This window comes from Pseudomonas putida (assembly GCF_005080685.1).
Classification (GTDB): domain Bacteria; phylum Pseudomonadota; class Gammaproteobacteria; order Pseudomonadales; family Pseudomonadaceae; genus Aquipseudomonas; species Aquipseudomonas putida_V.
Map to the genome: position 1 here is coordinate 4,689,133 of NZ_CP039371.1, position 26,108 is coordinate 4,715,240.

A 26,108-nucleotide genomic window follows, 5' to 3' on the forward strand; every position below is an offset into this window, starting at 1 on the left:
AATCCATGTAGCGCAGCTGAAAAACCAGGGGCGCTGCGCGCGACACAAGGCCGCTCCCACACAACAACTGCGCCAGGTCTGCCTTCAGTCGTCGCGCCGCAGATCCGGCGGTATCGGCAGGTCTTGCTTGAGCGGATCCGGCCGCTTGCCCTTGCCCGCCCGGTACTGGCGAATCTGGAATACGTAGGCCAGCACCTGCGCCACCGCCAGGTATAGCCCCGCCGGGATCTCACGCTCAAGCTCCGTGGAGTAGTAGATCGCCCGCGCCAGGGCGGGCGACTCGAGGATCTGGATCTTGTGCTCGACGCCGATCTCGCGGATCTTCAACGCCAGGAAATCGGTGCCCTTGGCGATCAGCAGCGGCGCCGCGCCGCCCTTCTCCGGGTCGTACTGCAGGGCCACGGCATAGTGCGTGGGGTTGGTGATGATCACATCGGCCTGGGGCACGGCGGCCATCATGCGCCGCTGCGACACCTCGCGCTGCAACTGGCGGATGCGCTGCTTGACCTCGGGCTTGCCCTCCTGCTCCTTGTACTCGTCGCGCACTTCCTGCTTGGTCATCTTCAGCTTCTTGGCCGTCTGCCACAGCTGGAACGGCACGTCCACCGCAGCAATCAGCAGCAGCCCCGCCGCCATCCACAGCGCACTCCAACCCACCACCTGCACGCTGTGGAGGATCGCCTGCTCCAGCGGCTCGTTGGCGATCGACAACAGCGCCTGGCGGTCGTTGGCCAGCACCACCAGTGCTACCAGGAGGATCACGAAGAACTTGGCAATGGCCTTGATCAGCTCGGTCAACGAGTTCATCGAGAACATGCGCTTGACCCCCGACAGCGGGTTCATGCGGCTGAACTTGGGCTGCAGAAGGCTGCCGGAGAACAGAAACCCGCCCAAGGCGATGGGCGCCACGAAGGAGATCACGAACAGCAGGATCAATACCGGTTGCACCGCCCACACCGCCATCTTGCCCGACGCCAGCAGGAACGCGCCCATGGCCCGCTCATCGACGATCACCTCGCGGGTCAGGCTGAAATTCAGGCGCATCATTTCCAGCAGGGTTTCTGCCAGATGGCCGCCGAAAGCCAGCAGACCACCGGCACCGGCCAAGGTCACGGCGACCGTGTTCAGCTCCTTGGAACGGGCGATCTCACCTTTTTCGCGCGCGTCGCGCTTGCGTTTGTCGGTGGGGTCTTCCGTCTTGTCCTGACCGCTCTCGCTCTCCGCCATGCTCAGCGCGCCCTCGCCAGTTCACGAAGCCATTGCAGCGATTCGCTGGCCAATGCCTGGTAATGCGACAGCACATCGGCCAGGCCGATCCAGAAGATGCCCATGCCCAGCACCAGGGTCAGCGGGAAGCCGATGGAGAAGATGTTCAACTGCGGTGCTGCACGGGTCATCACGCCAAAGGCGATGTTCACCACCAGCAGCGCGGTGATCGCCGGCAGGATCAACAACAGCCCGGCGCCGAACACCCAACCCAGGCGCCCGGCCATCTCCCAGAAGTGACTGACCACCAGGGCATCGCCCACCGGCAACGTGGTGAAGCTCTCGGTGAGTATCTCGAACATCACCAGATGGCCGTTCATCAACAGGAACAGGATGCTGACCAGCATGGTCATGAACTGGCTGACCACTGCCACGTTGACGCCGTTGGCCGGGTCGACCATCGAGGCGAAGCCCATGCCCATCTGGGTGGAGACGATCTGCCCGGCGATGACGAAGGCCTGGAACAACAGCTGCAGGGCCATGCCGAACAAGGTCCCGACGATGATCTGCTCGGCGCACAGCAGCAGGCCGCGCAGGCTCAGCGGGTCGAATTCGGGCAATGGCGGCAGCGCTGGCACGATCACCACGGTGATGGCCACGGCCACGTAGAGACGCACGCGCGTGGGTAGCATCTTGGTGCCGAAGATCGGCATGGTCATCAGCATCGCCGTGACCCGGAACAGCGGCAGCAGGAAGGTCGCCACCCATGTGCCGATCTGCGCGTCGGTCAGCTCCAGCATGGCCCGGTCAACCGATCAGCTGCGGGATGCTGGTGTACAGGCCGGTGATGTACTCCATGAACTTCTGCACCAGCCATGGCCCGGCGACGATCAGCGTCACCAGCATCACCAGCAGGCGCGGCAGGAAGCTCAGGGTCTGTTCGTTGATCTGCGTGGCGGCCTGGAACATCGCCACGATCAGGCCCACCAGCAGGCTCGGGACCACCAGGATGGCGACCATCAAGGTGGTCAGCCAGAGCGCGTCTCGGAACAGGTCGACCGCTATTTCAGGTGTCATGCGTGGCTCTCCTTGGCGGCGTCAGACGCCACCGAAACTGCCGGCCAGGGTGCCCATGATCAGCGCCCAGCCATCGACCAGGACGAACAGCATGATCTTGAACGGCAACGAGATGATCAGCGGCGACAGCATCATCATACCCATGGCCATCAATACACTGGCGACCACCAGGTCGATGATCAGGAAGGGGATGAAGATCATGAAGCCGATCTGGAACGCGGTCTTGAGCTCGGAGGTGACGAACGACGGCACCAGGATGGTCAGCGGCACCTGGTCGGGGCCGGCGATGTCGGTGCGCTTGGACAGGCGCATGAACAGGTCCAGGTCGCTCTGCCGGGTCTGCGCCAGCATGAAGTCCTTGAGCGGCCCCTGGGCCGTCTCGATGGCCTGCTGGGCGGTCATCTGCTCGTTCAGGTACGGCTGCAGGGCCGTCTGATTCACCTTGTCGAACACCGGCGCCATGATGAACAGCGTGAGGAACAGCGCCATGCCGGTGAGGATCTGGTTCGACGGCGTCTGCTGCAGGCCCAGTGCCTGACGCAGGATCGAGAACACGATGATGATGCGGGTGAAGCTGGTCATCAGGATGACGAACGCCGGAATGAAGCTCAGCGCGGTCATGATCAGCAGGATCTGCAGGCTGACCGAATACTCCTGCTGCCCGTCCGGACCATTGGCCAGGGTGATCGCCGGAATCGACAACGGATCGGCGGCCAGCGCCAGCGGCGCGGCCAACAGCAGCGCGAACGGCAACACGGTGCTCAACAACATGCGCAAGGCGCGGCTCATCACTTCTTGTCCTTCTGGTCCTTGCCCATCAATTCCAGCAAGCGCTGGGCGAACTCCGGCGCCGCCTGGCGGGCACTGGCAGGCACTTCCACCGGCTCGGCCATGACATGCAGGGCTTCGATGTTGCCCGGGCTGTGGCCAATGAGGATCTGCTCCTTGCCAACCTGCACCAGCAGCAACCGGTCACGCGGGCCGATGGCGCGGCTGCCGACGATCTCGATCACCTGCCCGCCCTTGGGCGCGGCGCCTTGCATGCGGCGCAGCAGCCAGGCGAGGAAGAAGATCAAGCCCACCACCAGCAGCAGGCCGAACACCATCTGCGCCAGCTGCCCGCCCAGGCTGCCGGGTGCCGCCGGCACGACCGGGGTCGGGGTGGCGGCGGCAATGGCGATTTCGCTGGCCAGCAACGTGCCCAGGGCCGTGACGGCGCGCATCAAAGCTTTCACTCAGCGCAGCTTCTTGATGCGTTCGCTGGGGCTGATCACGTCGGTCAGGCGGATGCCGAACTTCTCGTTGACCACGACCACTTCACCATGGGCGATCAGCGTGCCATTGACCAGCACGTCGAGCGGCTCGCCGGCCAGGCGGTCGAGCTCGATGACCGACCCCTGGTTGAGCTGCAGTAGGTTGCGGATGTTGATCTCGGTGCTGCCCACTTCCATGGAAATGCTCACCGGAATGTCCAGGATCACGTCCAGGTTGGGGCCTTCGAGGCTGACGTTCTCGCTCGGCTTGGGCGAGCTTGCGAACTCTTCCATCGGCAGGCGGCCAGGGCCGGAATCGCCAGCGAGCAAGGCGTCGATATCGGCCTGGCCGGCATCACCGGTTTCTTCCAGGGCCGCAGCCCACTCATCGGCCAGGGCCTGCTCCTCGGGGGAGTTGATCTCGTTTTCGTTAGCCATGATTTCCTCGACAGGCATTCAATTCTTGGGGAGCGACCGGCACGCCTCAGCGGCGCTCGATCGGGTCGATGATCTGCAGCGCCAGGTTGCCCTTGTGCGAACCCAGGCGCGCCTTGAACGACGGCACGCCGTTGGCGCGCAGCACCAGGTGCTCCGGCAGCTCCACCGGGATCACGTCGCCCGGCTGCATGTGCAGGATGTCGCGCAGCTTGAGCTGGCGTCGCGCCACCGTGGCGGTCAGCGGCACGGCCACGTCCAGCACGTCCTCGCGCAGGGCCTTGACCCACCGCTCGTCCTGGTCGTCCAGGTCGGACTGGAAACCGGCATCGAGCATTTCCCGCACCGGCTCGATCATCGAGTACGGCATGGTCACGTGCAGGTCGCCGCCACCGCCGTCCAGCTCGATGTGGAAGGTCGACACCACCACCGCCTCGCTCGGGCCGACGATGTTGGCCATGGCCGGGTTGACCTCGGAGTTCATGTACTCGAAGTTGACCGGCATGATCGCCTGCCAGGCTTCCTTGAGGTCGACGAAGCACTGGTCGAGGACCATGCGTACCACGCGCAGCTCGGTCGGGGTGAATTCGCGCCCCTCGATCTTGGCGTGGCGGCCGTCGCCACCGAAGAAGTTGTCCACCAGCTTGAACACCAGCTTGGCGTCGAGGATGAACAGCGAGGTGCCGCGCAGCGGCTTGATCTTCACCAGGTTGAGGCTGGTCGGCACGTACAGCGAATGCACGTACTCGCCGAACTTCATCACCTGCACGCCGCCCACCGCCACGTCGGCGGAGCGACGCAGCAGGTTGAACATGCTGATGCGGGTGTAGCGGGCGAAACGCTCGTTGATCATCTCCAGGGTCGGCATGCGACCGCGGACGATACGATCCTGGCTGGTCAGGTCGTAGCTCTTGATGCTGCCCGGCTCGGCAACGCTCTCGGTCTGCACCAGACCGTCGTCGACGCCATGCAGCAGCGCGTCGATCTCATCCTGGGACAGCAGGTCCTGTACGGCCATGACGGGCTCCTACTGCAATACGAAATTGGTGAACAGCAGCTGGTCGACGACCGGCTTGCCGACTTCCTTCTGCGCCACTTCCTGGACCACTGCGGTGGCTTTCTGACGCAGCATTTCCTGGCCCACGGGGCTGCCGGCCAGGGTGTCGAAGCCCTGCCCGGAGAACATCATCACCAGGTTGTTGCGGATCACCGGCATGTGCACTTTCAGCGCGTCGAGGTCGGCCTGGCTGCGGCCCTGCAGGGTGATGCTCACCTGCATGTAGCGCTGGCGGCCGTTCTGGTTGAAGTTGACCACGAAGGCCGGAGCCAGGGGCTCGTAGATCGCTGCCGGCTTGACGTTGCTCGCTGCCGCATCGGGCGCGGGGGCCGACTCGCCCTTGTGCATGATGAACCACGTGGCGCCCACCGACAGGCCGACCGCCAGCAGCAGGGCCAGTACCATCAGCAGGATCAGCTTGAGTTTGCCTTTAGTGGCGGGGTCTTTCACTGCGTCGCTCTTCGCCATGCCAATAATCCGTCGTCCAGCGGGGTTTCAAGGAGGATGACGTGGCTTGAGCAAGTGTTATGCCAGGATTGCAGAGTTTCGTCTGTACCGGCCCTTTCGCGGGTAAACCCGCTCCTACAGGATCTTCACAAATCCTGTAGGAGCGGGTTTACCCGCGAAAGGGCCGGTACAGGCAAAAGGAATCAGGCGTAGAAGTCGACCGCACTGTCGCCAATGACCACCTGCTGCTCCATCGGCCGCGACACTTCGGCCAACTCGGCAGGGTCGCTATCGCCCGCCTGCGCGCGCCGCGCCGCAACCCCAGACAGGTTCGACTCCTGCTGCGCCTGTTGCTGCTGCCCGCGCGACTGGTCCGCGACGTTGACATCCGGCTGCGCCAGCCCCTGCTGGGCGAACAGTTCGCGCAGGCGATGCACCTGGCTGTCCAGCGCATCGCGCACGCCGGCGTGGCCGCTGATGAAGGTCACCTGGGTGGACTGGTCCGCCGCCAGGTTGACGCGAATATCCAGGCGACCGAGCTCGGCTGGCTCCAACTGGATATCCGCCGACTTGAGGTTCTGGCTGGACATGTACATCACCCGGTTCACCAGACCCTCGGCCCACGGATTCTGGTTCAGCGACAATGGCTGCTGCAGGGGGTTGGCAGTCACCGGCGCGGCATTGGCGGTTTTCGCGGTGGCGGCCTGGGTCAGGCTGGCCAGGCGATCGGCGAAGTCGTCGACACGGGTATCGCTGCTGGCGCTCTTGGTGTCCTTCAGGCCGTCTTCGAGCAAGGCGCCGAAAGCCTTGTCGCCCGTATCGGACTGGCCAGGCTCGGCTTGCGTCTGGATCGCCTGGCTCGCCAAGCTATTGACGGCAGCCTGATTATTGTCGCCCTGGGCCGCATCGGCAGTCGACGCGGCATGCGCGGAGGTGGTGCCCTTGGCCTGGGCGGTCTGTTCCAGGGCCAGGCGCAGGGTCGGCAGATTGGCCAGCGGGTCGGCGTCAGGGTCGAAATCGTCCACCGACGTCGAAGCCTCGGTCGCGGGCTGAGGCGTCGCCACTGCCGGCTGCTGAATCGCCGCCTGCAATACCGGCGCCACGGCTTCGGCCTGGGCCTGGATCAACTGCGCGCCAGGCTGGGCGTCGGTGACCTGGCCAGCCACCAGGCTGGCGTCGAGCAGGCTGCTGTCGTCAGCATCGCTGTCGTTGCCGGCTTGCGCGGTAGCATCGCCCGCGGCTGGCAATTTGTTGCCGTCACCGGCAACCGCCGGTTTATCGGCGGCAGCCTGGTTGCCGCCCTGGGCCACCTCCGGCTTGTCCTTGGACTTGCCCTGGACGCCCTTGTCGGCCTGCAGCGAAGGCTTGTCACGGCCCTGGTTGGCCATCACCTGATCGAAGCCGCCGCCCTGATCTGCCGCCGTCTGCGCCGATTTGTCGGCCACCGCGCCAGTCCCTCGGGAGGGAGCGCCGATGACGCTGGCTTGCAACAAGGGATTGGAAGCGACAGGCATTGATGGATCTCCGCGCCAAAATCAAAAAAACGTCTGGGCGAAGATCTGCAAGACTCGCGCCAAGTCACGGCGCCGATACACCCTGGCCCTGCGCACGATAGAAACGCTGCACCTCCAGGTACTCCTGGTCTATGCGGCTGATGAGGTCCTCGATGCCATACAGCGGCTGATGCCTGGCCCGCTCCTCGAGCTGTTCGCACAACTTGGCCAGGATCACCGCGCCCATGTTGCTGCTGCTGCCCTTGAAACTGTGCGCCGCGAGCGCAAGCTCATCGGCGCTCTTGGCCTCGTGCAGTTGGCTCAGGCGCCGCTCGGAATCTTCCAGGAAGGTGTCCACCAACTGCAGGTAGCCGTCTTCCATGACCTCCTTCAGGTCGCTCAACACCTTTTGATCGATATGTATCTCAGCCACTTGCTCACTCCTTGATCAAGCCGGACCACATTCAAGCCACCGCAGTGGCTCACCAGTTCAACTCTGCCTTGGCGCAACGCCCGCCTTCGCACCACTCAGCGCGGCTGGCCAGTCCCTGCACCAGGCTCAAGCCACGCCCACTGAGGCGCCGCTCGAAGGCCGGGCGCGCCTGCTGCGCAGCCACGTCGAAGCCTGCGCCGCTGTCGCGTACCTCAATAAGCAGACGCCCTCCCTCGGCTTGCGGTTCCACCCGCAGGTCGATTCGCACGAAGCCATCCAGCTGCGCGGCCAAACGCCGGGCGCGCTCTTCGTAATACCTGGCAAAACCCTGCACGTCACGCTTGAGCCGCGAATCCAGGCCCAACACGCCGTGCTCCAGGGCGTTGGTATACAACTCACTGAGTACGCTGTGCAAGGTGCCAGTATGCCGGCGCAAGGCGTGGATCTCCTGCAACAGTTGCACCAGATACGGCACCGGGTTGAAACGGCGCAGGCTGTCGCCGCGCAATTCGAAACCCAGCGACCAGTCCAGCGGGCTGGAGCGCCCGCTGTCGGTGTAGAGGGTCGGCGCCGGCACCTGCTCGCCCTGGGTGAACATGCGGATGTCGCACAGGCTGATGTCATCGCGGGCGCGCCCACCAAAGCGCTGCAGGGCCTGCAACAGTTCGTCGAACAGCCGCGCGGGCTCGCGGTTGCCCGCCAGCACGGCGCGCAGGCGCTGTACACCGAACAGGCGCTCCTGTTCGTCGGCGGTATCCACCACGCCATCGGACAACAGCAACAGGCGCTCCCCGGCGGCCATGGGCAACACCTCGGTGCTGTCGTCGAAGCGCTCTGCCGGCAGTATGCCCAGCGGCAAATGGCGCGAGCGCAATACCCCGAGCACCTCGCCCTGGTCAGACAGCCGGTAACCGTCCGGCATGCCGCCATTCCAGGCCTCCAGCGTACCGCGCTGGGGATTGAGGCTGAGCAGCACCGCGCAGCAGAACATGTCCACCGGCAGGATGCGCTTGAGCTTGGCGTTCATCTCGCGCAGGGTCTGCGCCAGGCCGTAGCCCTTGGCGGTCATGCCGTAGAACACCTCGGCCAGGGGCATCGCACCGACCGCGGCGGGCAGGCCATGGCCGGTGAAATCGCCGAGCAGCACATGCATGTTGCCGGAGGGCGTGAACGCGGCCAGCAGCAGGTCGCCATTGAACAGCGCATAGGGCGATTGCAGGTAACGGATATTCGGCGAGCCCAGGCAACCGGAATGGGCGACCTTGTCGAACACCGCCTTGGCCACCCTTTGTTCGTTGAGCAGGTGGTGGTGGTGCCGGGCAATCTCGTCGCGCTGCTCGAGCACGGTGGCCTGCAACCGGCGCAAGCGGTTCATGGCGCGGATCTTGGCGCCGAGGATCACCGCACTGTAAGGCTTGGCCATGAAGTCGTCACCTCCGGCCTCCAGGCAGCGCACCAGGGCCTGCTCTTCGTTCAGCGAGGTCAGGAAAATGATCGGCACCAGCGCCTCGCCGGCCAGCGCCTTGATCCGCCGCGCGGCCTCGAAGCCGTCCATCACCGGCATCAGGGCGTCGAGCAGCACCAGCTGCGGACGCTTGTCGGCGAACAGCGCCACGGCCTGCTCGCCGTTTTCCGCCATGAGCACTTCATGCCCCTGGCGACGGACGATCTGCGCCAGCAACAGGCGATCGGCGGCGCCATCCTCGGCCACCAGCACGGTCAACGCCTGCTCGGCGGACATCACGGCACTCAACTGATATCGAACAGTTTGTCGAAATTGGAGATGGCCAGGATCTTGCGCACGTCCGAATTGGCGTGCACCACGCTCACTTCAGCGTCATCTCCGCCCATATGGTCGCGAAGCAACAGCAACATGCCCAGCGCAGAGCTGTCGAGGTAGGTGGCGGCGCCCAGGTCCACGACCACGAAGTCGGGCTTGCGATTCTGGCGTTCGTAGGCGTCCCGAAACTCCTGGTGGCGGCCAAAATCGAAGCGGCCCTTGATCCTGATCGTCAGCTTTTTCCCATCCTGCGAAAAATCGGTTTCGACGGCCATGCTAGCGATTCCTTCGATGATGGCGGATACCCGTCTTGAAGGTTTAGCAGGCACTGGCAGAGCTTGCAAACCGTTGCAGCGCAGGCGTTGTGGGAGCGGCCTCGTGTCGCGAAAGGGGCGCAAGGCGGCCCCAGGATGTCAGCGGTTCGACGTGAATTTTGGGGGCCGCTTTGCGGCCCTTTCGCGACACAAGGCCGCTCCCACCGGGTTCAGCTTCAGAACTGGCTTTGGCGTGGCAAACGCTGCGACAACTCGTCGAGCAACCGCTGCTCGCGCTTGTCTTCGGCGCGGCGGGCTTCGTCCAGGTAGCGTTGCACCAGCTTGCGCAGGCCTTCGACCCGGGCATGGGCCTTCTGCCAGGTGCCACGGGCATTATTGAGGTTGTTCTGGTGCCAGTGCAGGCTCTGGCGCTGCTGGGTCATGGCCGTTTCCAGCTGGCCGAGAAAGCGCTGATAGTTGAGCAGCCAACTACCATCGACGCCCTGCCCGCCACGGGTGATCCACTGCGCCTGGTAGCCTTCACGAAACGTTTCGAGCTCGGCCAGCTTGGCCTGCGACTGCGCCACCAGCTGCTGGAAATGCCCAAGGCGCTGGGCCGCCTTGCGCTCGGTCTCCTCGGCCATGTTCACCACCGGCGCCAGGCGCGCGGCACGGCTGGGCGTGGCCATGGCCTATCAGTGCCCTGCCGGAGGCGTGAAGATCGCCCCCAGCTCGGCGCGGCACTGTTCCATGCCGGCGTGTTCGTCCAGGCCCTGGCGCAGGTAGTCGACCAGCTTGGACTGCAAGGCGATGGCCAGGTCGGTTTCCGGGTCGCCGCCGGCCACGTACGCGCCGACGCTGATCAGGTCGCGGCTCTGCGACAGCCGCGCCCACAGCTGCTTGAATTTCTGCGCCTGGCGCAGGTGATCGGCATCGACCACCTGTGGCATGACCCGGCTGATCGACGCCTCGATATCGATGGCGGGGTAATGGCCTTCCTCGGCCAGCCGACGCGACAGCACGAAGTGGCCATCGAGCACGCCGCGCGCCGAGTCGGCGATCGGGTCCTGCTGGTCGTCGCCTTCGGACAAGACCGTGTAGAAGGCGGTGATCGACCCACCCCCGGCCTCGCCGTTACCGGCGCGCTCGACCAGCTTGGGCAGCTTGGCGAACACCGACGGCGGATAACCGCGCGTGGCCGGGGGCTCGCCGATGGCCAGGGCGATTTCCCGCTGGGCCTGGGCGAAACGGGTCAGCGAGTCCATCAGCAGCAGGACGTTCTTGCCCTTGTCGCGGAAGTACTCGGCGATCCGCGTGCAGTACATGGCTGCGCGCAAGCGCATCAGCGGCGCGTCGTCGGCGGGCGAGGCGACCACCACCGAGCGCTTGAGCCCCTCTTCGCCGAGGATATGCTCGATGAACTCCTTCACCTCGCGACCCCGCTCGCCGATCAGGCCAACGACGATGATGTCCGCTTCGGTGAAGCGGGTCATCATGCCCAGAAGCACCGACTTGCCCACGCCAGTACCGGCGAACAGGCCCAGGCGCTGGCCACGCCCGACGGTGAGCAGGCCGTTGATGCTGCGAATGCCCACGTCCAGCGGCTGGCTGATCGGATCGCGGTTGAGCGGGTTGATCACCGGGCCATCCATCGGCACCCAGTCCTCGGCTTTCATCCCACCCTTGCCATCCAGGGCACGGCCGGCGCCGTCGAGCACCCGGCCGAGCATGCTCATGCCCATGGGCAGGCGGCCACTGTCGTCCAGCGGCACCACGCGCGCACCGGGCGCGATGCCGGCGATGCTGCCGACCGGCATGAGAAACACCTTGCTGCCGGCAAAGCCCATCACTTCGGCTTCGACCTGCACCGGGTGGTAGCTGTCGTCGTTGATCACCAGGCAACGCCCCCCCACTGCAGCGCGCAGGCCTTCAGCTTCGAGGGTGAGGCCGACCATGCGCAGCAGACGCCCTTCGACCACCGGCTGGGCCGGCAGCTTGACCGCCTCGGCATAGGTGCCCAGGCGCTTGGCGAAACTGGTGCGGTCAAGGCGCATCGGCAGCGTCCAGATCGATGCGCATGTCCGGCTTCGCCGGATGCAGGGCCTGGTCGTGGAGTTGGTCGAACAGTTGCGCAATGACCTTCTCGATCCGCGTTTCCATGGTGGCGTCAATGCGGCTGTGCAACGTCTCGATGCGGCAGCCGCCTGGCAGCAGGGCATCGTCCTCGAGCAGCTTCCACTGCTCTTCGTGACGCTCGCGCAGGGCCTTGGCCAGCTCGAAGTCTTGCGGGTTCAGGTGGATGCGGATGTTCTCGGCGCCCATCGGCAGCAGTTTCAACGCCTCACGCAGCACCTGGGTGATCTGGCTGGAATCGCTGCGCAGCTCGCGACCGATGACCTGGCGGGCCATGTGCGCGACCAGGTGCACCAGGGTCTGCTCGATCTGCGTGTCCTGCTCGGCGATCGGCGCCAGCAGGTGGCCCATCAAGCGCTCGAGGCTGCCGAGCTTGGCGTTCAAGGCCTTCTCGGCTTCTTCGCGAACCTTGAGCTGGGTGCTGTGGAAGCCCTCACGCTCACCAGTGGCGAAGCCTTCGTTATAGGCTTCCTGGCGGATGGCTTCGAGTTCTTCGAGGGTCAGTGGCTGGACTTCCTCCAGAGGCACTTCCTCGATTTCTTCTTCGATGACCTCGGGTTCCGGCTCGGGTTCGGGCTCAGGCTCGGGTTCCGGGTCGAAGCTGGGCAGCGCCCAGACGTCGACGCCTTCGAGGTCGCCGGCGCGGATCAGGTCGCTGGGGTGGGATTCTTTCGTGGCCATGGTTTCAGTTACTCAACAACTGCCGATGCAGCCTGTGTGGGAGCGGGCTTGCCCGCGAACACCGGCAAAGCCGGTGCCATTCACCGCGGTGCCTGCTTCGCGGGCGAGCCCGCTCCTACAGGATTCAAGGCTGCCTGCGAAAATCAGATCATTTCCTCGGCACCCTTGCCACCCAGCACGATCTCGCCGGCGTCGGCCATGCGGCGGGCAATGGTGAGGATTTCCTTCTGCGCGGTCTCCACATCGCTGACGCGCACCGGGCCCTTGGCCTCGAGGTCGTCGCGCAGCAGCTCCGAGGCACGCTTGGACATGTTCTTGAAGATCTTGTCCTTGACCCGCTCGTCGGCGCCCTTGAGCGATACCACCAGCACGTCCGAGGACACCTCGCGCAGCAACGCCTGGATGCCACGATCGTCGACGTCGGCCAGGTTGTTGAAGACGAACATCAAGTCTTCGATCTGCTCCGACAGGTCGTTGTCGATCTCGCGGATCGAATCCATCAGTGCACCTTCGACGGAGCTGTCGAGGAAGTTCATGATGTCGGCGGCGCGCTTGATGCCACCCAGGGTGGTGCGCGCGGCGTTGGAGTTGCCCGAGAACTGCTTCTCGAGGATCAGGTTCAGTTCCTTGAGCGCCGCAGGCTGCACGGTGTTGAGCGACGACACGCGCAGGATGATGTCCAGGCGCACCTTGTGGTCGAAATTGCTCAGTACTTCACCGGCCTGGTCGGGGTCGAGATAAGCGACCACGATGGCCTGGATCTGCGGGTGCTCGTAGCGGATCACGTCAGCCACGGCGCGCGGCTCCATCCACTTGAGGCTGTCCAGGCCGCTGGTGTTGCCGCCGAGCAGGATGCGGTCGATCAGGCCATTGGCCTTGTCCTCGCCCAGGGCCTGGTTGAGCATCTTGCGGATGTAGCCGTCGGAGCCCACGCCCAGGCTGGTCTGGTCGCCGACGATGTCGACGAACTCGCTCATCACCTGCTCGACCTGCTCGCGGTGCACGTTGCCCATTTGCGCCATGGCCACGCCGACCCGCTGCACCTCCTTGGGACCCATGTGGCGCAGCACCTGCGCAGCATCGGTCTCGCCCAGCGAGAGCAGCAGGATGGCCGCCTTGTCGACGCGGCTCAGCTTGGCGGTAACCGCTCGGTTGTCACTCATCGGCGTTGATCCACTCTTTCACGACCTGGGCCACGCGGCCCGGGTCTTCGGCCACGAGGCCCTTGATTGCGTTGAGCTGCGCCTCGTAACCCTCGCTTGGGCTCGGCAACAGAATGCTTGTCGGGCCACCCAGGCTGACGCGATCGTTGGCCAGTTCGCCATCCAGACCGATCATGCCGCCGCCCAGTTCCATGTCACTGTCCGTGGCAGCCTGCTTGCCGCCGCCAGTGATGTTGTTGAGCACCGGGCGCAACACGCCGAACACCAGCACCAGGATGAACACCACGCCCAGCACTTGCTTGACGATGTCCCAGAACCAGGGCTGCGAGTAGAACGGAATGTCGGCCAGCTCTTCGCCGCGGTCGGCTGAGAACGGTACGTTGATCACCGTCACGCTGTCGCCACGGCTGGCGTCGAAGCCGACCGCGTCCTGCACCAGGCGGGTGAAGCGCGCCAAATCTTCGGCGCCCCAGGGGGTGCGGGTGGTCTCGCCGTTGGCATCGACCTTGGCCTGGTCGTCGACCACCACCGCCACCGACAGGCGGGTCAGGCGACCTTGCTGCTGGCGGGTGTGGCTGATCGAGCGGTCCAGCTCGAAGTTCTTGGTGGTCTGCACGCGCTTGTCGGCCGGGTATGGCGCCAGCATCGGCTGGCCGGTGGCCGGGTCCATGATCTGCTGGCCATTGGCGTCGACCAGGGGTTGGCCTGGTTGGATGGCACCTGCCGCCGGCGCGCCGGCAGTGGCGTTTTCAGGCGCGGAAGCACCTGCTGGCGGCTGGTTGCTCAGCGCGCCCGGCACGCCTTGCGGGCCCTGGCTGCTGGAACGTTGCTCGTTGACCGACTGCTCGCTGCGCAGCGCCGGCTGGTCCGGGTTGAACTGCTCGGAGGTCGATTCGACCGCGCTGAAGTCGAGGTCGGCGGACACTTCGGCCTTGTAGCGGTCGTTGCCCAGCACTGGCTGCAGGATGTTGTGCACACGCTGGGTGAGCATGCTTTCCATGCGCCGGCTGTAGTCGAACTGCTTGCCGGCCATGGTCAGGGCGTTGTCCTGCAACTGGTCGGAGAGCAGGTTGCCCTTCTGGTCGACCACGGTGACCTGGGACTTGTCCAGCTCCGGCACGCTGGTGGCCACCAGGTTGACGATGGCCATCACCTGGCCGGCGTCCAGGGCGCGGCCCGGGTACAGCTCGACCAGCACCGATGCGCTCGGCTTGCGCTCGTCACGCACGAACACCGAGCTCTTCGGGATCGCCAGGTGCACGCGCGCGGCCTTGACGTTGTTGAGGCTGGCCACGGTGCGCGCCAGCTCGCCTTCAAGGCCCCGACGGTAGCGGGTGGCTTCCATGAACTGGCTGGTGCCCAGGCCCTGGTCCTTGTCGAGGATCTCGAAGCCGACGTTGCCATCGCTGGGCGCCACGCCGGCAGCTGCGAGTTTCAGGCGCGCACGGGAGAGGTCGTCGGCCTTGACCAGCAGTGCGCCGGAATTGGGTTCCACGTTGTACGGAATGTCGGCCGCGGCCAGGGTGTCCATGACCTGCTTGGTGTCCATCCCCGCCAGGCTGCCGTACAGCGGCCGGTAGTCCGGCTGCTGCGACCAGAGCACCACGGCGAAGCCGATCGCCACGCTGGCGGCCAGGCCGACCAACAGGCCGATCTGACGCAGCATGGGCATCTGCGAGATGTTTTCCAGGAACGACATGCCGAACAGCGGCGGTTTCGACGCTGGTGGGCCGCTCTTGGCGGGGGCGTTATCGACGACTGCTTCGGCCATGACTTACTTCCGTCCTCAAACCGGCATCTGCATGATGTCCTGGTACGCCTGGACCAGCTTGTTGCGCACCTGGGTCAATGCCTGCATGGACACGCTGGCCTTCTGCGAAGCGATCATCACGTCGGTGAGGTCGACGCCGCTCTTGCCGATTTCAAAGGCGTTGGCCAGCTGGGACGAAGCTTGCTGGGTCGCGTCCACTTTACCAATCGCCTGGCCGAGCATGTCGGCGAAACTGCTCTGACCTTCCGCCAACTCGGGGGCGGCAGTGGTTTTGGGCAGCGACATGGCGTCGGCCTGCATGGCCCGCATGTCCAGCATCAGACGATTGAATTCAACACCTTGGCTCATGAACTTCTCTCTCCGGCGGCCGCATTTTTTTGACACGCATGCGGCGGATAGCCTGGAGCTAGCAACAAGAGTGCCAGCCCGCCGATTGATCGCTTAATTGGTTTTAGCCGTACAGGCTGGCTTCCACGTCCAGACCCGCGTCACGCATCTGCGCGAGCTTGTAGCGCAGGGTCCGCGGGCTGATGCCGAGGCGCTCGGCGGCTTCCTTGCGGCGGCCGCGCTCGGCGCGCAAGGTGTCGATGATCATCTGGAACTCGTGCCGGCGCATGTCGCCGCCGAGGTCGCCTTGCGCCTCCAGCGGCTCGACCGCAGCCTGTGGACTGGCGACCGGGCGACCTGCCGACAACGGAATGGCGCCTGCCAGACAGAAATCCGCCGCTTCGATGACACCGCCCTGCTGGAGGATCAAGGCGCGTTGCAAGGCGTTGTCCAGCTCACGCACGTTGCCCGGCCAGGCATGGCCCTGCAGGCAGGCGCTGGCGCCTGCGGACAGGCGCACCGGCGCGTGCTTCATCTTGGCCACGTGGCGCGCCAGAAGGCGCTCGGCCAGCGGCAGAATATCGCCAGTGCGCTCGCGCAGCGGCTGCCAGGCCAAGGGGAACACCGACAGCCGATAGTACAGGTCTTCGCGGAAACGCCCGGCCGCCACTTCGCCGGCAAGGTCGCGGTTGGTGGTGGCCAGCACGCGGATGTCCAGCGGGATCGGCTTACGCCCACCTACCCGCTCGACCTCGCGCTCCTGCAATACACGCAGGAGCTTGGCCTGGAGGCCCAGGGGCATTTCGGAAATCTCGTCGAGCAGCAGCGTACCGCCCTCGGCCTGCTCGAACTTGCCCGCCTGGGCAGCAATGGCACCGGTAAAAGCGCCTTTTTCATGACCGAACAGGGTGGCCTCTAGCATGTTGTCGGGGATCGCCGCGCAGTTGATGGCGACGAAAGGCTGACTGGCCCGGGGCGACTGCTGATGAATGAAGCGCGCCAGCACTTCCTTGCCGGTGCCCGATTCGCCAGACACCAAGACGGTCGAGTCGCTGCGCGCCACGCGTGCGGCCAGTTCCAGCAACTGCCGGCTGGCCGGCTCGCAGGCCACCGGCCCCTCCTCTTCCGCCAGGCCAGCACCGCCGGCGTGGCGCTGCACCAGGCTCAGCAGCGCCTTGGGCTCGAACGGCTTGACCAGGTAATCGACCGCGCCCTGGCGCATGGCCTCGACCGCACGCTCCACCGCCGCGTGGGCAGTCATCAACAGCACCGGCAATTGCGGCTGCAAGCGACGCAGTTGGGCCAGCAACTGATGGCCGTCCATACCGGGCATGTTCACGTCGCTGACCACCAGGCTGAAAGCCTCGGCCCGCACCGCCTGCAACGCCTCCTCGGCGCTGCCCACGGCCTGATAGGCGAAGCCGCCGATCTCCAGGGTGTCGCCCAGGGCCTGGCGCAGCACGCGGTCGTCCTCGACCAGCAGGACGTTGATCGCCATCACTTGGCCTCCGTGGCAATGAGCGGCAACAGCACCTTGACGCAGGTACCACGGCCGACCTTTGAGCGCAGCTCGACCCGACCCTGGTGGGCACGCGCCACGGCCTTGACCACGGCAAGGCCGAGGCCGGTACCGGTGGATTTGGTGGTCAGGAACGGCTCACCCAGGCGCTCCAGCAGATCGGGGGCGACACCACAGCCGGCGTCGCTGATGCACAGGTGCAGGGTCTGCTCGCGGCGATACAGGTGCACCTTCAGCCGCGCGGGCTCGGCGCTGGCCTGCACGGCGTTCTCGATCAGGTTGAGCAAGGCGCCGACCAAGGTATCGCGATTGCACAGCAACTCACCCAGGTGGCTGTCGCACTGCCAGCGCACGGCATGGCCCTGGACATGGGCCTGGGCCGCCTGCTGCAGGGCCTGGAACAGTGCCTTGGGCGTCACCCGGTCACCCAGCGGCAGTTCGCCACGGGCGAATACCAGCATGTCGCGCACCTGGTGCTCCAGCTCGTGCAGGCGCTCCTTGAGGTTGGCGGCGAAGCGTTGACGGGTTTCCGGGGCCAGGGTCTGCAGGTCGTCGGCCAGGTGGCTGGCGTAGAGCATGGCGGCGGACAGCGGCGTGCGGATCTGGTGGGCGAGCGAGGCGACCATGCGCCCAAGCGACGACAGCCGCTCATGGCGTGCCAATTGGTCTTGTAGGCGACGGGTTTCGGTCAGGTCGTTGAGTAGCACCAACTGGCCGGGCTCAGCATCCAGCGAGCGGGTGGCGATGGACAGGCGGCGGCCGTCGCGCAGCGAGACTTCGTGGCCGTCGTCCTTGCGTGGGGCGAAGCTGCGGGCGATGACCTGGCGCCACAGCTGGCCGACCAAGGGCTCGCCGAGCAAGTCGCAAGCGGCCGGGTTGGCCTCGCGCACCAGGCCTTGGCCGTCGATCACGATCACCCCACCGGGAAGCAGGTCGAGCAGGTTCTGCAGGCGGTTGGCCAGGCGCTCTTTTTCTGCAAGTTCGGCCATGCGCTGGGCGCTGACGACCGCCAGCTCGCCCTTGAGCTCGCTGACCCGGGCCTCGAGCATGCTGTAGGACTGGGTGAGCTGGGTGGACATCTGGTTGAACAGGGCGAACGCCTGCTCAAGCCCCTCTCGACTTTCCTGCTCGATCGGGGTACGCCCCTGCGGATCGGGGGCTCTGGAAAAGTGGGCGGCCTGGGGCATCGTGCTCTCTCGCGTGGCTGACCGTCATAAAAACGGTGTGTTGCCAGCGGTAGTGCAATAGCCGTGCCGGGGATGGGGATTTGTTGGAATGGGCGCGGCAGGGCCGGCCTCTTCGCGGGCAAGCCCGCTCCTACAGGCTCACCACAATTTCCGAAATCCGTGGCGTACCTGTGGGAGCGGGCTTGCCCGCGAAGAGCGCGACGCGGACCGTCAGTCCTCCGCCGCTTCCTCGCCGCCCTGACGACTCATGCCGTACTTGCGCATCTTCTCCACCAGGGTGGTACGACGAATACGCAAACGTTCAGCCGCCCGCGCCACGATACCGTTGGCATCGTCCAGCGCCTGCTGGATCAACCCTTGCTCCAGGCTGCCAAGGTAGTCCTTGAGGTCCAGCCCCTCGGGCGGCAGCATCGCGTGGCTACCCAGGGTCGGCGCATGGCCGTTGATCGCCACGCGCTCTTCCAGGTCGCTGCGCAGGCTGTCGACCATCTGCTCGTCTTCATCGTCGATGTAGCGGAATTTCTTCGGCAGCTCCGACACCCCGATCACGCCATACGGATGCATGATCGCCATGCGCTCGACCAGGTTGGCCAGCTCACGGACGTTGCCCGGCCAGCCGTGGCGGCACAGCGACATGATCGACGCCGAGTTGAAGCGGATCGAACCGCGCTTCTCGTGCTCCATGCGCGAGATCAGCTCGTTCATCAGCAGCGGGATGTCTTCGACCCGCTCACGCAGCGGCGCCATCTCGATGGGGAACACGTTGAGCCGGTAGTACAGGTCCTCGCGGAAGGTCCCGTCCTCGATCATGGTCTCGAGGTTCTTGTGGGTCGCGGCGATGATGCGCACGTCGATGCTCTGGGTCTTGTTGCTGCCCACCCGCTCGAAGGTACGCTCCTGCAGCACGCGCAACAGCTTGACCTGCATCGGCAGCGGCATGTCGCCGATCTCGTCGAGGAACAGCGTCCCGCCGTTGGCCAGCTCGAAACGCCCGGCGCGGCTGGTGATGGCCCCGGTGAAGGCGCCCTTCTCGTGGCCGAACAGCTCGCTCTCCAGCAACTCGGCCGGGATCGCCCCGCAGTTGACCGGCACGAACGGCGCTTCGCGGCGCTTGGAGTGGTAATGGAGGTTGCGCGCGACCACTTCCTTGCCAGTGCCCGACTCGCCGAGGATCAACACGCTGGCGTCGGTATCGGCCACCTGCTGCATCATCTGGCGCACGTGCTGGATCGCACGGCTGGTGCCGACCAGGCTGCGGAACAGGTTGGGCTCGCGCTGACGGCCGCGCTCGCGGGCCTGGTCGTACATCTCGCGGTAGACCTGGGCACGGTGCAGGGTATCGAGCAATTGGCTGTAGCTGGGCGGCATTTCCAGGTTGGCCAGCACACGGCGGCGCAGGTCGTCCGGGAAGTCGGCCGAAGAAATTTCACCTAAAAGCAGAACCGGAAGGAACTCATCCCACCCAGCCACTGTCTTAAGCAGCCCAAGCACATTGCCTGGGGAGTTGACGCTGCCGATGAGCACGCACAGCACTTCGCGGCTGGAAGACAACGAAGCTACCGATTGCTGCCAGTCATGGCTGGAGCACGGAATGTTTTCTTCCCCGAGGAAATTCAGGACCACCGCCAGATCGCGGCGGCGGGCGCTGTCGTCATCGATCAGGAGAATCTTGGTTTCACGCCACATGCAATAGCAACTTCCCTAGTCAATTCTCGGCGCCAAAGGGCGTAGTTAGCTCAAAGCCGACCGGTCGGTCATGATCTGATGCCGGAAATAGTTAAATAGACACTAGTTAAGTCGAAAATCTGTAAAGGTCAATTTTATGGCGCCTCAAAGGGGCGTTTCGAGTTAACTGAACAGATGGTATACCGAAGCGCTGCTTTTTGCTTGGTCAAACAGGTTCATTTCGTCATAAAAAAAGCGCGACTGATTTCGCTTGGCGCCGGAGCATTGACTCTATCAGCCGACGGACGGTCGAACGTTGACGTGTAGCAACACCCTCCCGCCGCAGCAAACGCATTTCTTTACCTTGCTTAACGCCCAGCTTCAACGGCGCGAGCCGGAGAACATGCTGTAGACCTTCGCCTGGCTAGTCGTTTTACGGTACTCGGACATTTCCCGAGCGATGGCCTGACGCGCTTCGCCAACGTCCGCGACCAGCGAGCGATAGAGCTCCAGCAAGCCTTCGAGATCTTCGCGCACGCGCTCACGATCAACGTCCGGCTCGCTCAGCACAGCCTCGACGCAGGTGCGGCATTCGACGTCCAACTCTGCGACCGCTTCCCAGTCTTCCCGGGCCAAGGCATCGGCCAGGGCTGCGCGAGCAGCGCTCACGCGCTGAGACATGCTCAACTCGCCAAGCACGGGCGCACTGAAGCCTGGCTCGTCGGCCGAGGGCTTCATGGTGCCTCCGCAGCTTGCTGAGGGATGCCATCCCAGCCCATTTTCAACTCCAGCAGCACCTTGGTCACTTCATCGAGGGACTTGACGCTGTTGGAGCGGTTGGCCTCGACCAGGTGGCGGGTCATGAAATCGTACAAGCGCGCGTAGTTGGCCGCCAAATCGCCGCCTTGCTTGAAGTCCAAGGCTTCGCGCAGACCTGCAATGATGTCCAGCGCCTTGCTGATCAGCTTGGCTTTTTCGAACATTTCACCACGTTCCATGCACCCACGTGCCTGGGCGATACGGCTCAGGCCACCTTCCATCAGCAGTTGGATCAGGCGGTGGGGAGATGCGTCGTGGATTTCTGACTGGGTATTGACGTTGCGGTATTGACGAAGCGCGGCCATACGGTTCATTGCGGTGCCCCTGTGAAATTCTTTTGGCGATGATCGCCATTGAACACTGTATCGACATCGAGGGGGCTTTCTTTACCCCCACGAAGTCGATGCCCCCGATCAGTCGTCGGAGCTGGCGTTGTTCAGCGCGTTCAGGGTGGTCATCACGCTGTCGCTCGTAGCCGTGAGCTGCGCGACGAGGGTATCCATTGCGTTGTACTTGGCGTACATGGTCGCCTCATACTTGGTGATCCGGCGGTCGAGGTTGGTTTGCTGCGTGGCCAGGTCCGACAGGGTGTCATTCAGCGAGTCGGTGCGCTGGTCGAGCAGGCCGTCGTCATCGGCATAGATATCCAGCGACGTGGACATGCGGGTCAGCAGACCGTTGGTGCCGGTAAAGAAGCCTTCGACAGAAGCTGCGTTCTTTTCCAGTGCCGCTTCCAGGTCGTCGTCATCGATGGACAGCGTGCCGTCGTTCTGGGTCGAAATACCCAACTGCGACAATAGCTTGATGGTGCCGCCGTCGCCGGAGCTGCTGATCAACTGGTTTCGCAGGCCACTGACAATGTTACGCACGGTCGCGTCGCTAGTAAGCGCGGCTGCCGTGGTGGTGGCGTTGCCGTCGTCATCCGTGCCGGACGTCACCGTGGTCAACGTTTTGATGCTGGACATCAAAGAGTTGTAGGCGTCGACAAACGAAGTGATCGACTCCTTCAGACCGTCGGTGTTGGTATCGACAGTGATGGTCGCCTTGCTGTCGTCTTCCAGCAGAGTGAACTCGACGCCACTGATGGCGGTGGTAATCTCGTTGGTGGAGCTTTTCATCGACAGGCCGTCGATGGTGTAGACCGCATCGGCCGCCGGTGCGACCACATACCCACCAGTGGAGTCGGACGCCTGAGCGCCCGCCGCGATCCCCAGCGTTTTCAACGCATCGGAGTTCGTGGTCAATGTAATGTCAGTGCCTTCGCCGGTGGTCGTGGAGCTGAGCACCAGGCGCTGACCTTCGGAGTCAGAAATGATGTTGGCGGTGATACCGCTATCTTTGAGCTGGGTGTTGATGCTGTCGCGAATATCCGACAACGTGGCGCCGTTCGCGACCTTGATGGTCGTGGTCGAGCCGGAACTCGCCGAGCCAGCCCCCTGCGTGATGGTGAAAGTACCAGAACCGAACGTGGTGCCGGTGGAAATGTACTGGGTCGCGACCTTGGAACTGGTGGCGATCGAAGTCGTCTTGATGACGTAGCTACCGGACGCAGCACCGGCACCAACTTTGGCAGTAAGCGCTTCCTCATCGGAAGATTTCGCAGTCATGCCAGTGAACGAGCTATTTTCAGCCAGGTCTTCCATGGCCGTCTGGAATTTTTCCAACGCACTTTTCAGCGTACCGATGGCCGACAGACTGGTCGTGGCCTTGGTCGTGGCGGTATCGATCTGGCTTTGCTTCGGCGCCTTTTGCGCCGAGACCAAGGCAGAGACAATCGAGTCAATGTCGATGCCGGACCCGACTCCGTTAATGGAAGTGCCCATTGTTCAGGCTCCCTATCAAAAATTGGCGCTTAGCGCAGCTCAGTGGCAGATTCATGACGTATGGCCTATTGGCATACAAGATCCGCGCCACTCCCTCAAGCCATGTCGTTGAACAACAGTCCGTCGGCTTCTTTCAGACTTTCCGCCAGCTTCAGCGCAACTTCCGACGGAATTTGCCGAATCACCTCCCCCGTGTCGCTCGCCACGACCTTGACCACGGTTTGGCCTGAGCCTTCATCAATGGAGAAGTCGAGGTTGCGATGGGAGGACTCAGACATTTTCTGAAGGCTTTCGACAGCCTGCGCCAGTGTCTGGATGACGCCTTCCGAAGCATCCTTCTCTGCATCGTGCACGACGGGTGCATCTGGCCGCCCTTGAGCGGAGCCAACCGGCGCCGCACCGGCGAGACTGCCAGAGGCCGAATTCGCATTGAGATTTATGTCCATGGATCACACCCCTCAAACCGGAAGCAAGAAAGGGCGCGAGGCGCCCTTTCTCATCTATTAGCCGTTAGGCCGGTATTACTGCAGCAGCTTCAGAACAGCGGAAGGCAGCTGGTTGGCCTGGGCCAGAACAGCGGTAGCGGCGGACTGCAGAGTCTGCTGCTTGGTCATCTCGGCGGTTTCGGCGGCGAAATCGACGTCCTGGATGGTCGACAGAGCAGCGGTGGCGCTCTCGGCGACGTTCTGCAGGTTGGAGATGGTGCTGTCCAGACGGTTCTGGATGGCACCCAGAGCGGAACGCTGGGTATCGATCTGCTTCAGGGCGCCGTCGATGACCTGGGTGGCGATCTGAGCGGAAGCGGCGTCGGAGATGTTCAGCTTCTGGACGGTCGAGGAGCCGGTGCTGGCGGTGGTGATGGCAGCTACGGCAGTCGAACCACCGATGGCGCTGACCGAAGCGATGTTGTCGCCCGAGGTCAGAATGATACCGGTGCCGGCAGAGTTCATCACGGCAGTTACACCGCTGATGTTGGTGTTGATCGCGCTGACAACGTCGGACAGCGAAGAGTTGGAAGCGATTTCGATATCCACGCCACCGATGGTCAGAGTACCACCAGCAGTGATGACATCGCCCTTGGCAGCTACTACGGAGTTAACCGACAGAGTAGCCAGCGATGCGCTGCCTTTCAGGGCGCTAGCACCCATGTCGCTCAGGGTGAAGCTGACGGTTTCGTTGGCGTTGGCGCCGACCTGGAAGGTCAGGGTGCCGGAGTTGCCAGCAGTGCCGTCCAGCAGGTTGATGCCCGAAGTACCGCCACCGAAAGTGGTGGTCTTGGAGATACGGGTCAGTTCGGCAGTCAGCGACTTGAACTCTTGGTTCAGAGCGCTCTGGTCTTCGGAGCTGTTGGAGCCGTTAGCCGACTGCAGGGACAGTTCACGCATACGCTGCAGGATGCTGGTGGACTCCTGCAGAGCGCCTTCAGCGGCGGTGGCGATGGAGTTGGCGTCCTGGGCGTTCTTGATGGCGACGTTCAGGCCATTGGTCTGGCTGGTCAGACGGTTGGAAATCTGGGAACCTGCGGCGTCGTCCTTGGCGCTGTTGATACGCAGACCGGTCGAGAGACGAGTCATCGAGGTGGTCAGGGAATCGGACGCTTTGGTCAGGTTCTTTTGAACCGACAGGGAGGCGATGTTGGTGTTGACGGTAAGAGCCATGACAAGATCCTTGCATTAGGGCTAACGGTGGTGGAGTTCTACAGCGGTGTGGTTGCCGTTCAACGCACCCCGCAGAACCTTCACTAGGGTTATCGTCGTCATGGCCACTTGCTTTAATTTTTTTTTGCGAGGTTCAGCCCGCCCCACTCGACAAGCCTGAATTAACGGTGAACGCAGGGCCGTGGCCCCCTTTTTGCTTGATTCCCGGATCAGTCAAGACACCGCCACCCGCCCAGGACCCCGGACGCCCATGCAATCAGAACATGCAGCGGTCAAACGCATCGGCCAAGCGCTTCAGCTCGCCGAAAAGAAGAAAGATGTCGAGGGGCAGATCCGCCTCTATGAACAGCTGCTGGTCATAACACCCAAACTGGCCGAAGGCCATGCCCAGTTGGCCCACCTCTATTTCGAGCAAGGCAAGGAAGCGGAAGCGGCACCTCACGTCAACCAGGCGCTGCAGCAGCCGCCAAGTGAAAACGTGGACAAAACCGTCTTCCCTCACCTTTATGAAAGCGCTCTATTCAAGGGGGATGTGTCACAGGCTCGGAGCTGGTATGAAGCCCACCCTACGCTGCGCCGCTTCAAGCTGCTTTATCAGGCCTTGGAGGGCAGCGGCAGGAGCACTGAGCTGGAGGCACTGTTGATTGATGCCCTGGAGCGCTTTACGCACCCGAAAGAGCAATCGCAGACCCTGACGCTCCTGGGGCAGCTGTATTATGGACAAGCGAAGTTCCACGACGCAGTAGGCTGCTATCAGCTCGGACTGCAAATGACACCTGAGAACACTACGCAACTGCTCAACCTGGCGGTGACCCTCGAGCAGTTGGGCCGGTATGCCGAATCGCTGCCCTACTACAAACGTCTGTTGGCACTCGAACCCGAGCACGCATCAGCGCACAACAACATCGCGATCAATCTGCTGAAACTCGGCGAATTCGAGGCGGGCTGGGAGTACTACGAATGGCGCTGGCCTGCCGTACAGCCCGAGCATTATCAGGAGTTCGCCATTCCACGCTGGACAGGCGAGCCGTTGACAGGAAAAACCCTGTTGGTCTGGGCCGAACAAGGTATCGGCGATCACATCATGTTTGCCAGCATGCTCAATGAACTGAGCCAGGTGGCTGAGCATTTGCATTACGAAATCTATGCCAGGCTCGACACACTATTCAAACGCAGCTTTCCCAACATCAACTTCGTACGCCGAGAACAGCAAGGTGAGCAGGACCTGGCCGGCAAGAAGATGTTCCAGCAAAGCTGGCCAAAGAGCGATTACCAGATTCCGATCGGCAGCTTGCCCGCCATCTTCCGCAGGTCCATGGACAGCTTCCCAAAACAGCAAAGCTACCTGAAGGCTGACCCGCAAGAAACGCAAATGCTTCAGGATGACTACCGCGCGCTTTTCCCTGGCAAACGCCTGATTGGCGTTTCATGGCGCGGTGGCAAGACACTTTTCACCGACGTGCAAAGCCGCTTGATAGCCTTCAAGCATCTGGCTCAGCTGGCGGCATGCAAGGATGTACAGCTGATTGACCTACAGTACGACACCTGCACCTCCGAACGTGAAGACGCAGCCAGCCAGGGTGTTCCCATGCACCACGACCCTCGAGTCGACGCTCGCCTCGATATGGACAAGCAAGCCTCTCAGATCGCCGCACTGGATGCAGTAGTGAGCATCGACAACACCACCGTGCACTTGGCTGGCGCTCTGGGCGTGCGCACCTTCGCCCTGCTTCCGACCAACCCCAGCTGGCGCTGGGGCATCAAACCTGGTCGCAGTTACTGGTACCCCAGTGTAGAGATGGTCCGCAACAAAAAGCTGCTGGACTGGGAAGACGCCATCGCTGAAGTCGTGGCCATGCTCAAGAAAGAGCACATCATCGCTTGACCCCCGGCAATCACACGGCCCCTGGACTCCAAGGGCCGTTTA

Annotated in this window: 27 protein-coding genes; 1 reads left to right on the forward strand and 26 read right to left on the reverse strand. The window is 63.5% G+C overall.

The genetic code is table 11. The features are described 5' to 3' along the window. Nucleotides 1–84 precede the first annotated feature (84 nt). The 26 genes from flhB to E6B08_RS21810 all read right to left on the reverse strand — a co-directional run bounded on the left by flhB (nt 85) and on the right by E6B08_RS21810 (nt 24,181). Complete coding sequence (flhB, locus tag E6B08_RS21680; protein WP_136915891.1) at nt 85–1,227, reverse strand: flagellar biosynthesis protein FlhB; 1,143 nt, start codon at nt 1,225–1,227, stop codon at nt 85–87. A gap of 2 nt (nt 1,228–1,229) precedes the next feature. Further along, the gene (fliR, locus tag E6B08_RS21685) at nt 1,230–2,006 is read right to left on the reverse strand and encodes a flagellar biosynthetic protein FliR (protein WP_136915892.1); all 777 of its coding nucleotides are present in this window, start codon (nt 2,004–2,006) and stop codon (nt 1,230–1,232) included. Nucleotides 2,007–2,013: 7 nt separating this feature from the next. Next, a complete protein-coding gene (gene fliQ / locus E6B08_RS21690; protein WP_136915893.1) occupies nt 2,014–2,283 on the reverse strand; it encodes a flagellar biosynthesis protein FliQ in 270 nt (89 codons plus the stop codon). Nucleotides 2,284–2,304: 21 nt separating this feature from the next. Then, complete coding sequence (gene fliP / locus E6B08_RS21695) at nt 2,305–3,072, reverse strand: flagellar type III secretion system pore protein FliP (RefSeq protein ID WP_136915894.1); 768 nt, start codon at nt 3,070–3,072, stop codon at nt 2,305–2,307. Further along, the gene (gene fliO / locus E6B08_RS21700) at nt 3,072–3,506 is read right to left on the reverse strand and encodes a flagellar biosynthetic protein FliO (protein ID WP_136917469.1); all 435 of its coding nucleotides are present in this window, start codon (nt 3,504–3,506) and stop codon (nt 3,072–3,074) included. Before fliO ends, fliP begins: the two co-directional genes overlap by 1 nt. Before the next feature lie 12 nt (nt 3,507–3,518). Then, nucleotides 3,519–3,974, reverse strand: a complete 456-nt coding sequence (gene fliN, locus E6B08_RS21705) for a flagellar motor switch protein FliN (protein ID WP_136915895.1) — start codon at nt 3,972–3,974, stop codon at nt 3,519–3,521. A 46-nt stretch (nt 3,975–4,020) separates the two neighbouring features. Continuing rightward, entirely contained in the window at nt 4,021–4,989 is a 969-nt protein-coding gene (gene fliM / locus E6B08_RS21710) for a flagellar motor switch protein FliM (RefSeq protein WP_133328350.1), read from the reverse strand. A gap of 9 nt (nt 4,990–4,998) precedes the next feature. Further along, on the reverse strand, nt 4,999–5,496 hold the full coding sequence (gene fliL / locus E6B08_RS21715) for a flagellar basal body-associated protein FliL (protein WP_136915896.1): 498 nt from the start codon (nt 5,494–5,496) through the stop codon (nt 4,999–5,001). A 182-nt stretch (nt 5,497–5,678) separates the two neighbouring features. Continuing rightward, nucleotides 5,679–6,989 (reverse strand): flagellar hook-length control protein FliK, encoded by a 1,311-nt coding sequence (locus tag E6B08_RS21720; protein WP_136915897.1) that lies wholly within the window; start codon nt 6,987–6,989, stop codon nt 5,679–5,681. A 64-nt stretch (nt 6,990–7,053) separates the two neighbouring features. Beyond that, nucleotides 7,054–7,401: an Hpt domain-containing protein gene (locus E6B08_RS21725; RefSeq protein WP_136915898.1), complete on the reverse strand. Its 348-nt coding sequence runs from the start codon at nt 7,399–7,401 to the stop codon at nt 7,054–7,056. Between the two features lie 49 nt (nt 7,402–7,450). Further along, entirely contained in the window at nt 7,451–9,142 is a 1,692-nt protein-coding gene (locus tag E6B08_RS21730) for a fused response regulator/phosphatase (protein WP_136915899.1), read from the reverse strand. Nucleotides 9,143–9,150: 8 nt separating this feature from the next. Then, the gene (locus tag E6B08_RS21735) at nt 9,151–9,456 is read right to left on the reverse strand and encodes an STAS domain-containing protein (RefSeq protein ID WP_136915900.1); all 306 of its coding nucleotides are present in this window, start codon (nt 9,454–9,456) and stop codon (nt 9,151–9,153) included. A 215-nt stretch (nt 9,457–9,671) separates the two neighbouring features. After that, on the reverse strand, nt 9,672–10,124 hold the full coding sequence (fliJ, locus tag E6B08_RS21740) for a flagellar export protein FliJ (protein ID WP_136915901.1): 453 nt from the start codon (nt 10,122–10,124) through the stop codon (nt 9,672–9,674). A gap of 6 nt (nt 10,125–10,130) precedes the next feature. Further along, nucleotides 10,131–11,489, reverse strand: a complete 1,359-nt coding sequence (fliI, locus tag E6B08_RS21745; protein WP_136915902.1) for a flagellar protein export ATPase FliI — start codon at nt 11,487–11,489, stop codon at nt 10,131–10,133. Further along, nucleotides 11,479–12,249: a flagellar assembly protein FliH gene (gene fliH / locus E6B08_RS21750; RefSeq protein ID WP_136915903.1), complete on the reverse strand. Its 771-nt coding sequence runs from the start codon at nt 12,247–12,249 to the stop codon at nt 11,479–11,481. The genes fliI and fliH overlap by 11 nt, the downstream gene beginning before the upstream one ends. Nucleotides 12,250–12,392: 143 nt before the next feature. Further along, nucleotides 12,393–13,412 (reverse strand): flagellar motor switch protein FliG, encoded by a 1,020-nt coding sequence (gene fliG, locus E6B08_RS21760; RefSeq protein ID WP_133328332.1) that lies wholly within the window; start codon nt 13,410–13,412, stop codon nt 12,393–12,395. Then, entirely contained in the window at nt 13,405–15,183 is a 1,779-nt protein-coding gene (fliF, locus tag E6B08_RS21765; protein ID WP_136915904.1) for a flagellar basal-body MS-ring/collar protein FliF, read from the reverse strand. The genes fliG and fliF overlap by 8 nt, the downstream gene beginning before the upstream one ends. 15 nt (nt 15,184–15,198) lie before the next feature. Then, on the reverse strand, nt 15,199–15,531 hold the full coding sequence (fliE, locus tag E6B08_RS21770; RefSeq protein WP_136915905.1) for a flagellar hook-basal body complex protein FliE: 333 nt from the start codon (nt 15,529–15,531) through the stop codon (nt 15,199–15,201). Nucleotides 15,532–15,634: 103 nt separating this feature from the next. Then, nucleotides 15,635–17,008, reverse strand: a complete 1,374-nt coding sequence (locus E6B08_RS21775; protein WP_136915906.1) for a sigma-54-dependent transcriptional regulator — start codon at nt 17,006–17,008, stop codon at nt 15,635–15,637. Further along, entirely contained in the window at nt 17,008–18,216 is a 1,209-nt protein-coding gene (locus E6B08_RS21780; protein WP_136915907.1) for a sensor histidine kinase, read from the reverse strand. Before E6B08_RS21780 ends, E6B08_RS21775 begins: the two co-directional genes overlap by 1 nt. A 210-nt stretch (nt 18,217–18,426) precedes the next feature. Continuing rightward, nucleotides 18,427–19,902, reverse strand: a complete 1,476-nt coding sequence (gene fleQ, locus E6B08_RS21785) for a transcriptional regulator FleQ (protein ID WP_136915908.1) — start codon at nt 19,900–19,902, stop codon at nt 18,427–18,429. A gap of 360 nt (nt 19,903–20,262) precedes the next feature. Then, nucleotides 20,263–20,619 carry a flagellar protein FliT gene (locus tag E6B08_RS21790; protein WP_238349252.1) on the reverse strand — a complete coding sequence of 119 codons (357 nt, stop codon included), beginning with the start codon at nt 20,617–20,619 and terminating at the stop codon, nt 20,263–20,265. After that, complete coding sequence (gene fliS, locus E6B08_RS21795; RefSeq protein ID WP_136915909.1) at nt 20,616–21,014, reverse strand: flagellar export chaperone FliS; 399 nt, start codon at nt 21,012–21,014, stop codon at nt 20,616–20,618. Before fliS ends, E6B08_RS21790 begins: the two co-directional genes overlap by 4 nt. A 99-nt stretch (nt 21,015–21,113) precedes the next feature. Next, entirely contained in the window at nt 21,114–22,523 is a 1,410-nt protein-coding gene (fliD, locus tag E6B08_RS21800; RefSeq protein ID WP_136915910.1) for a flagellar filament capping protein FliD, read from the reverse strand. 95 nt (nt 22,524–22,618) lie between these two features. Further along, entirely contained in the window at nt 22,619–22,969 is a 351-nt protein-coding gene (locus tag E6B08_RS21805) for a flagellar protein FlaG (RefSeq protein WP_136915911.1), read from the reverse strand. Nucleotides 22,970–23,044: 75 nt separating this feature from the next. Further along, complete coding sequence (locus E6B08_RS21810; RefSeq protein WP_136915912.1) at nt 23,045–24,181, reverse strand: flagellin; 1,137 nt, start codon at nt 24,179–24,181, stop codon at nt 23,045–23,047. 250 nt (nt 24,182–24,431) lie between these two features. On the opposite strand from E6B08_RS21810, the gene E6B08_RS21815 reads away from it, so the two are divergent. Continuing rightward, on the forward strand, nt 24,432–26,066 hold the full coding sequence (locus tag E6B08_RS21815) for a tetratricopeptide repeat protein (RefSeq protein ID WP_136915913.1): 1,635 nt from the start codon (nt 24,432–24,434) through the stop codon (nt 26,064–26,066). The last annotated feature ends 42 nt before the right edge of the window (nt 26,067–26,108 follow it).

Excerpts from the sequence above, each read along its gene's own strand:
- fliR (WP_136915892.1), bottom strand. The coding sequence starts at position 2,006 with ATGCTGGAGCTGACCGACGCGCAGATCGGCACATGGGTGGCGACCTTC.
- fliP (WP_136915894.1), bottom strand. The coding sequence starts at position 3,072 with ATGAGCCGCGCCTTGCGCATGTTGTTGAGCACCGTGTTGCCGTTCGCG.
- fliO (WP_136917469.1), bottom strand. The coding sequence starts at position 3,506 with ATGCGCGCCGTCACGGCCCTGGGCACGTTGCTGGCCAGCGAAATCGCC.
- fliG (WP_133328332.1), bottom strand. The coding sequence starts at position 13,412 with ATGAGTGACAACCGAGCGGTTACCGCCAAGCTGAGCCGCGTCGACAAG.
- fleQ (WP_136915908.1), bottom strand. The coding sequence starts at position 19,902 with ATGTGGCGTGAAACCAAGATTCTCCTGATCGATGACGACAGCGCCCGC.
- fliD (WP_136915910.1), bottom strand. The coding sequence starts at position 22,523 with ATGGGCACTTCCATTAACGGAGTCGGGTCCGGCATCGACATTGACTCG.
- E6B08_RS21790 (WP_238349252.1), bottom strand. The coding sequence starts at position 20,619 with ATGAAGCCCTCGGCCGACGAGCCAGGCTTCAGTGCGCCCGTGCTTGGC.
- E6B08_RS21780 (WP_136915907.1), bottom strand. The coding sequence starts at position 18,216 with ATGCCCCAGGCCGCCCACTTTTCCAGAGCCCCCGATCCGCAGGGGCGT.
- fliE (WP_136915905.1), bottom strand. The coding sequence starts at position 15,531 with ATGAGCCAAGGTGTTGAATTCAATCGTCTGATGCTGGACATGCGGGCC.
- E6B08_RS21720 (WP_136915897.1), bottom strand. The coding sequence starts at position 6,989 with ATGCCTGTCGCTTCCAATCCCTTGTTGCAAGCCAGCGTCATCGGCGCT.
- E6B08_RS21735 (WP_136915900.1), bottom strand. The coding sequence starts at position 9,456 with ATGGCCGTCGAAACCGATTTTTCGCAGGATGGGAAAAAGCTGACGATC.
- E6B08_RS21810 (WP_136915912.1), bottom strand. The coding sequence starts at position 24,181 with ATGGCTCTTACCGTCAACACCAACATCGCCTCCCTGTCGGTTCAAAAG.
- E6B08_RS21805 (WP_136915911.1), bottom strand. The coding sequence starts at position 22,969 with ATGGACATAAATCTCAATGCGAATTCGGCCTCTGGCAGTCTCGCCGGT.
- E6B08_RS21730 (WP_136915899.1), bottom strand. The coding sequence starts at position 9,142 with ATGTCCGCCGAGCAGGCGTTGACCGTGCTGGTGGCCGAGGATGGCGCC.
- fliI (WP_136915902.1), bottom strand. The coding sequence starts at position 11,489 with ATGCGCCTTGACCGCACCAGTTTCGCCAAGCGCCTGGGCACCTATGCC.
- fliJ (WP_136915901.1), bottom strand. The coding sequence starts at position 10,124 with ATGGCCACGCCCAGCCGTGCCGCGCGCCTGGCGCCGGTGGTGAACATG.
- flhB (WP_136915891.1), bottom strand. The coding sequence starts at position 1,227 with ATGGCGGAGAGCGAGAGCGGTCAGGACAAGACGGAAGACCCCACCGAC.
- fliS (WP_136915909.1), bottom strand. The coding sequence starts at position 21,014 with ATGAACCGTATGGCCGCGCTTCGTCAATACCGCAACGTCAATACCCAG.
- fliQ (WP_136915893.1), bottom strand. The coding sequence starts at position 2,283 with ATGACACCTGAAATAGCGGTCGACCTGTTCCGAGACGCGCTCTGGCTG.
- E6B08_RS21775 (WP_136915906.1), bottom strand. The coding sequence starts at position 17,008 with ATGGCGATCAACGTCCTGCTGGTCGAGGACGACCGCGTGCTGCGCCAG.
- fliH (WP_136915903.1), bottom strand. The coding sequence starts at position 12,249 with ATGGCCACGAAAGAATCCCACCCCAGCGACCTGATCCGCGCCGGCGAC.
- E6B08_RS21815 (WP_136915913.1), top strand. The coding sequence starts at position 24,432 with ATGCAATCAGAACATGCAGCGGTCAAACGCATCGGCCAAGCGCTTCAG.
- fliM (WP_133328350.1), bottom strand. The coding sequence starts at position 4,989 with ATGGCCGTACAGGACCTGCTGTCCCAGGATGAGATCGACGCGCTGCTG.
- fliN (WP_136915895.1), bottom strand. The coding sequence starts at position 3,974 with ATGGCTAACGAAAACGAGATCAACTCCCCCGAGGAGCAGGCCCTGGCC.
- fliF (WP_136915904.1), bottom strand. The coding sequence starts at position 15,183 with ATGGCCGAAGCAGTCGTCGATAACGCCCCCGCCAAGAGCGGCCCACCA.
- fliL (WP_136915896.1), bottom strand. The coding sequence starts at position 5,496 with ATGGCGAAGAGCGACGCAGTGAAAGACCCCGCCACTAAAGGCAAACTC.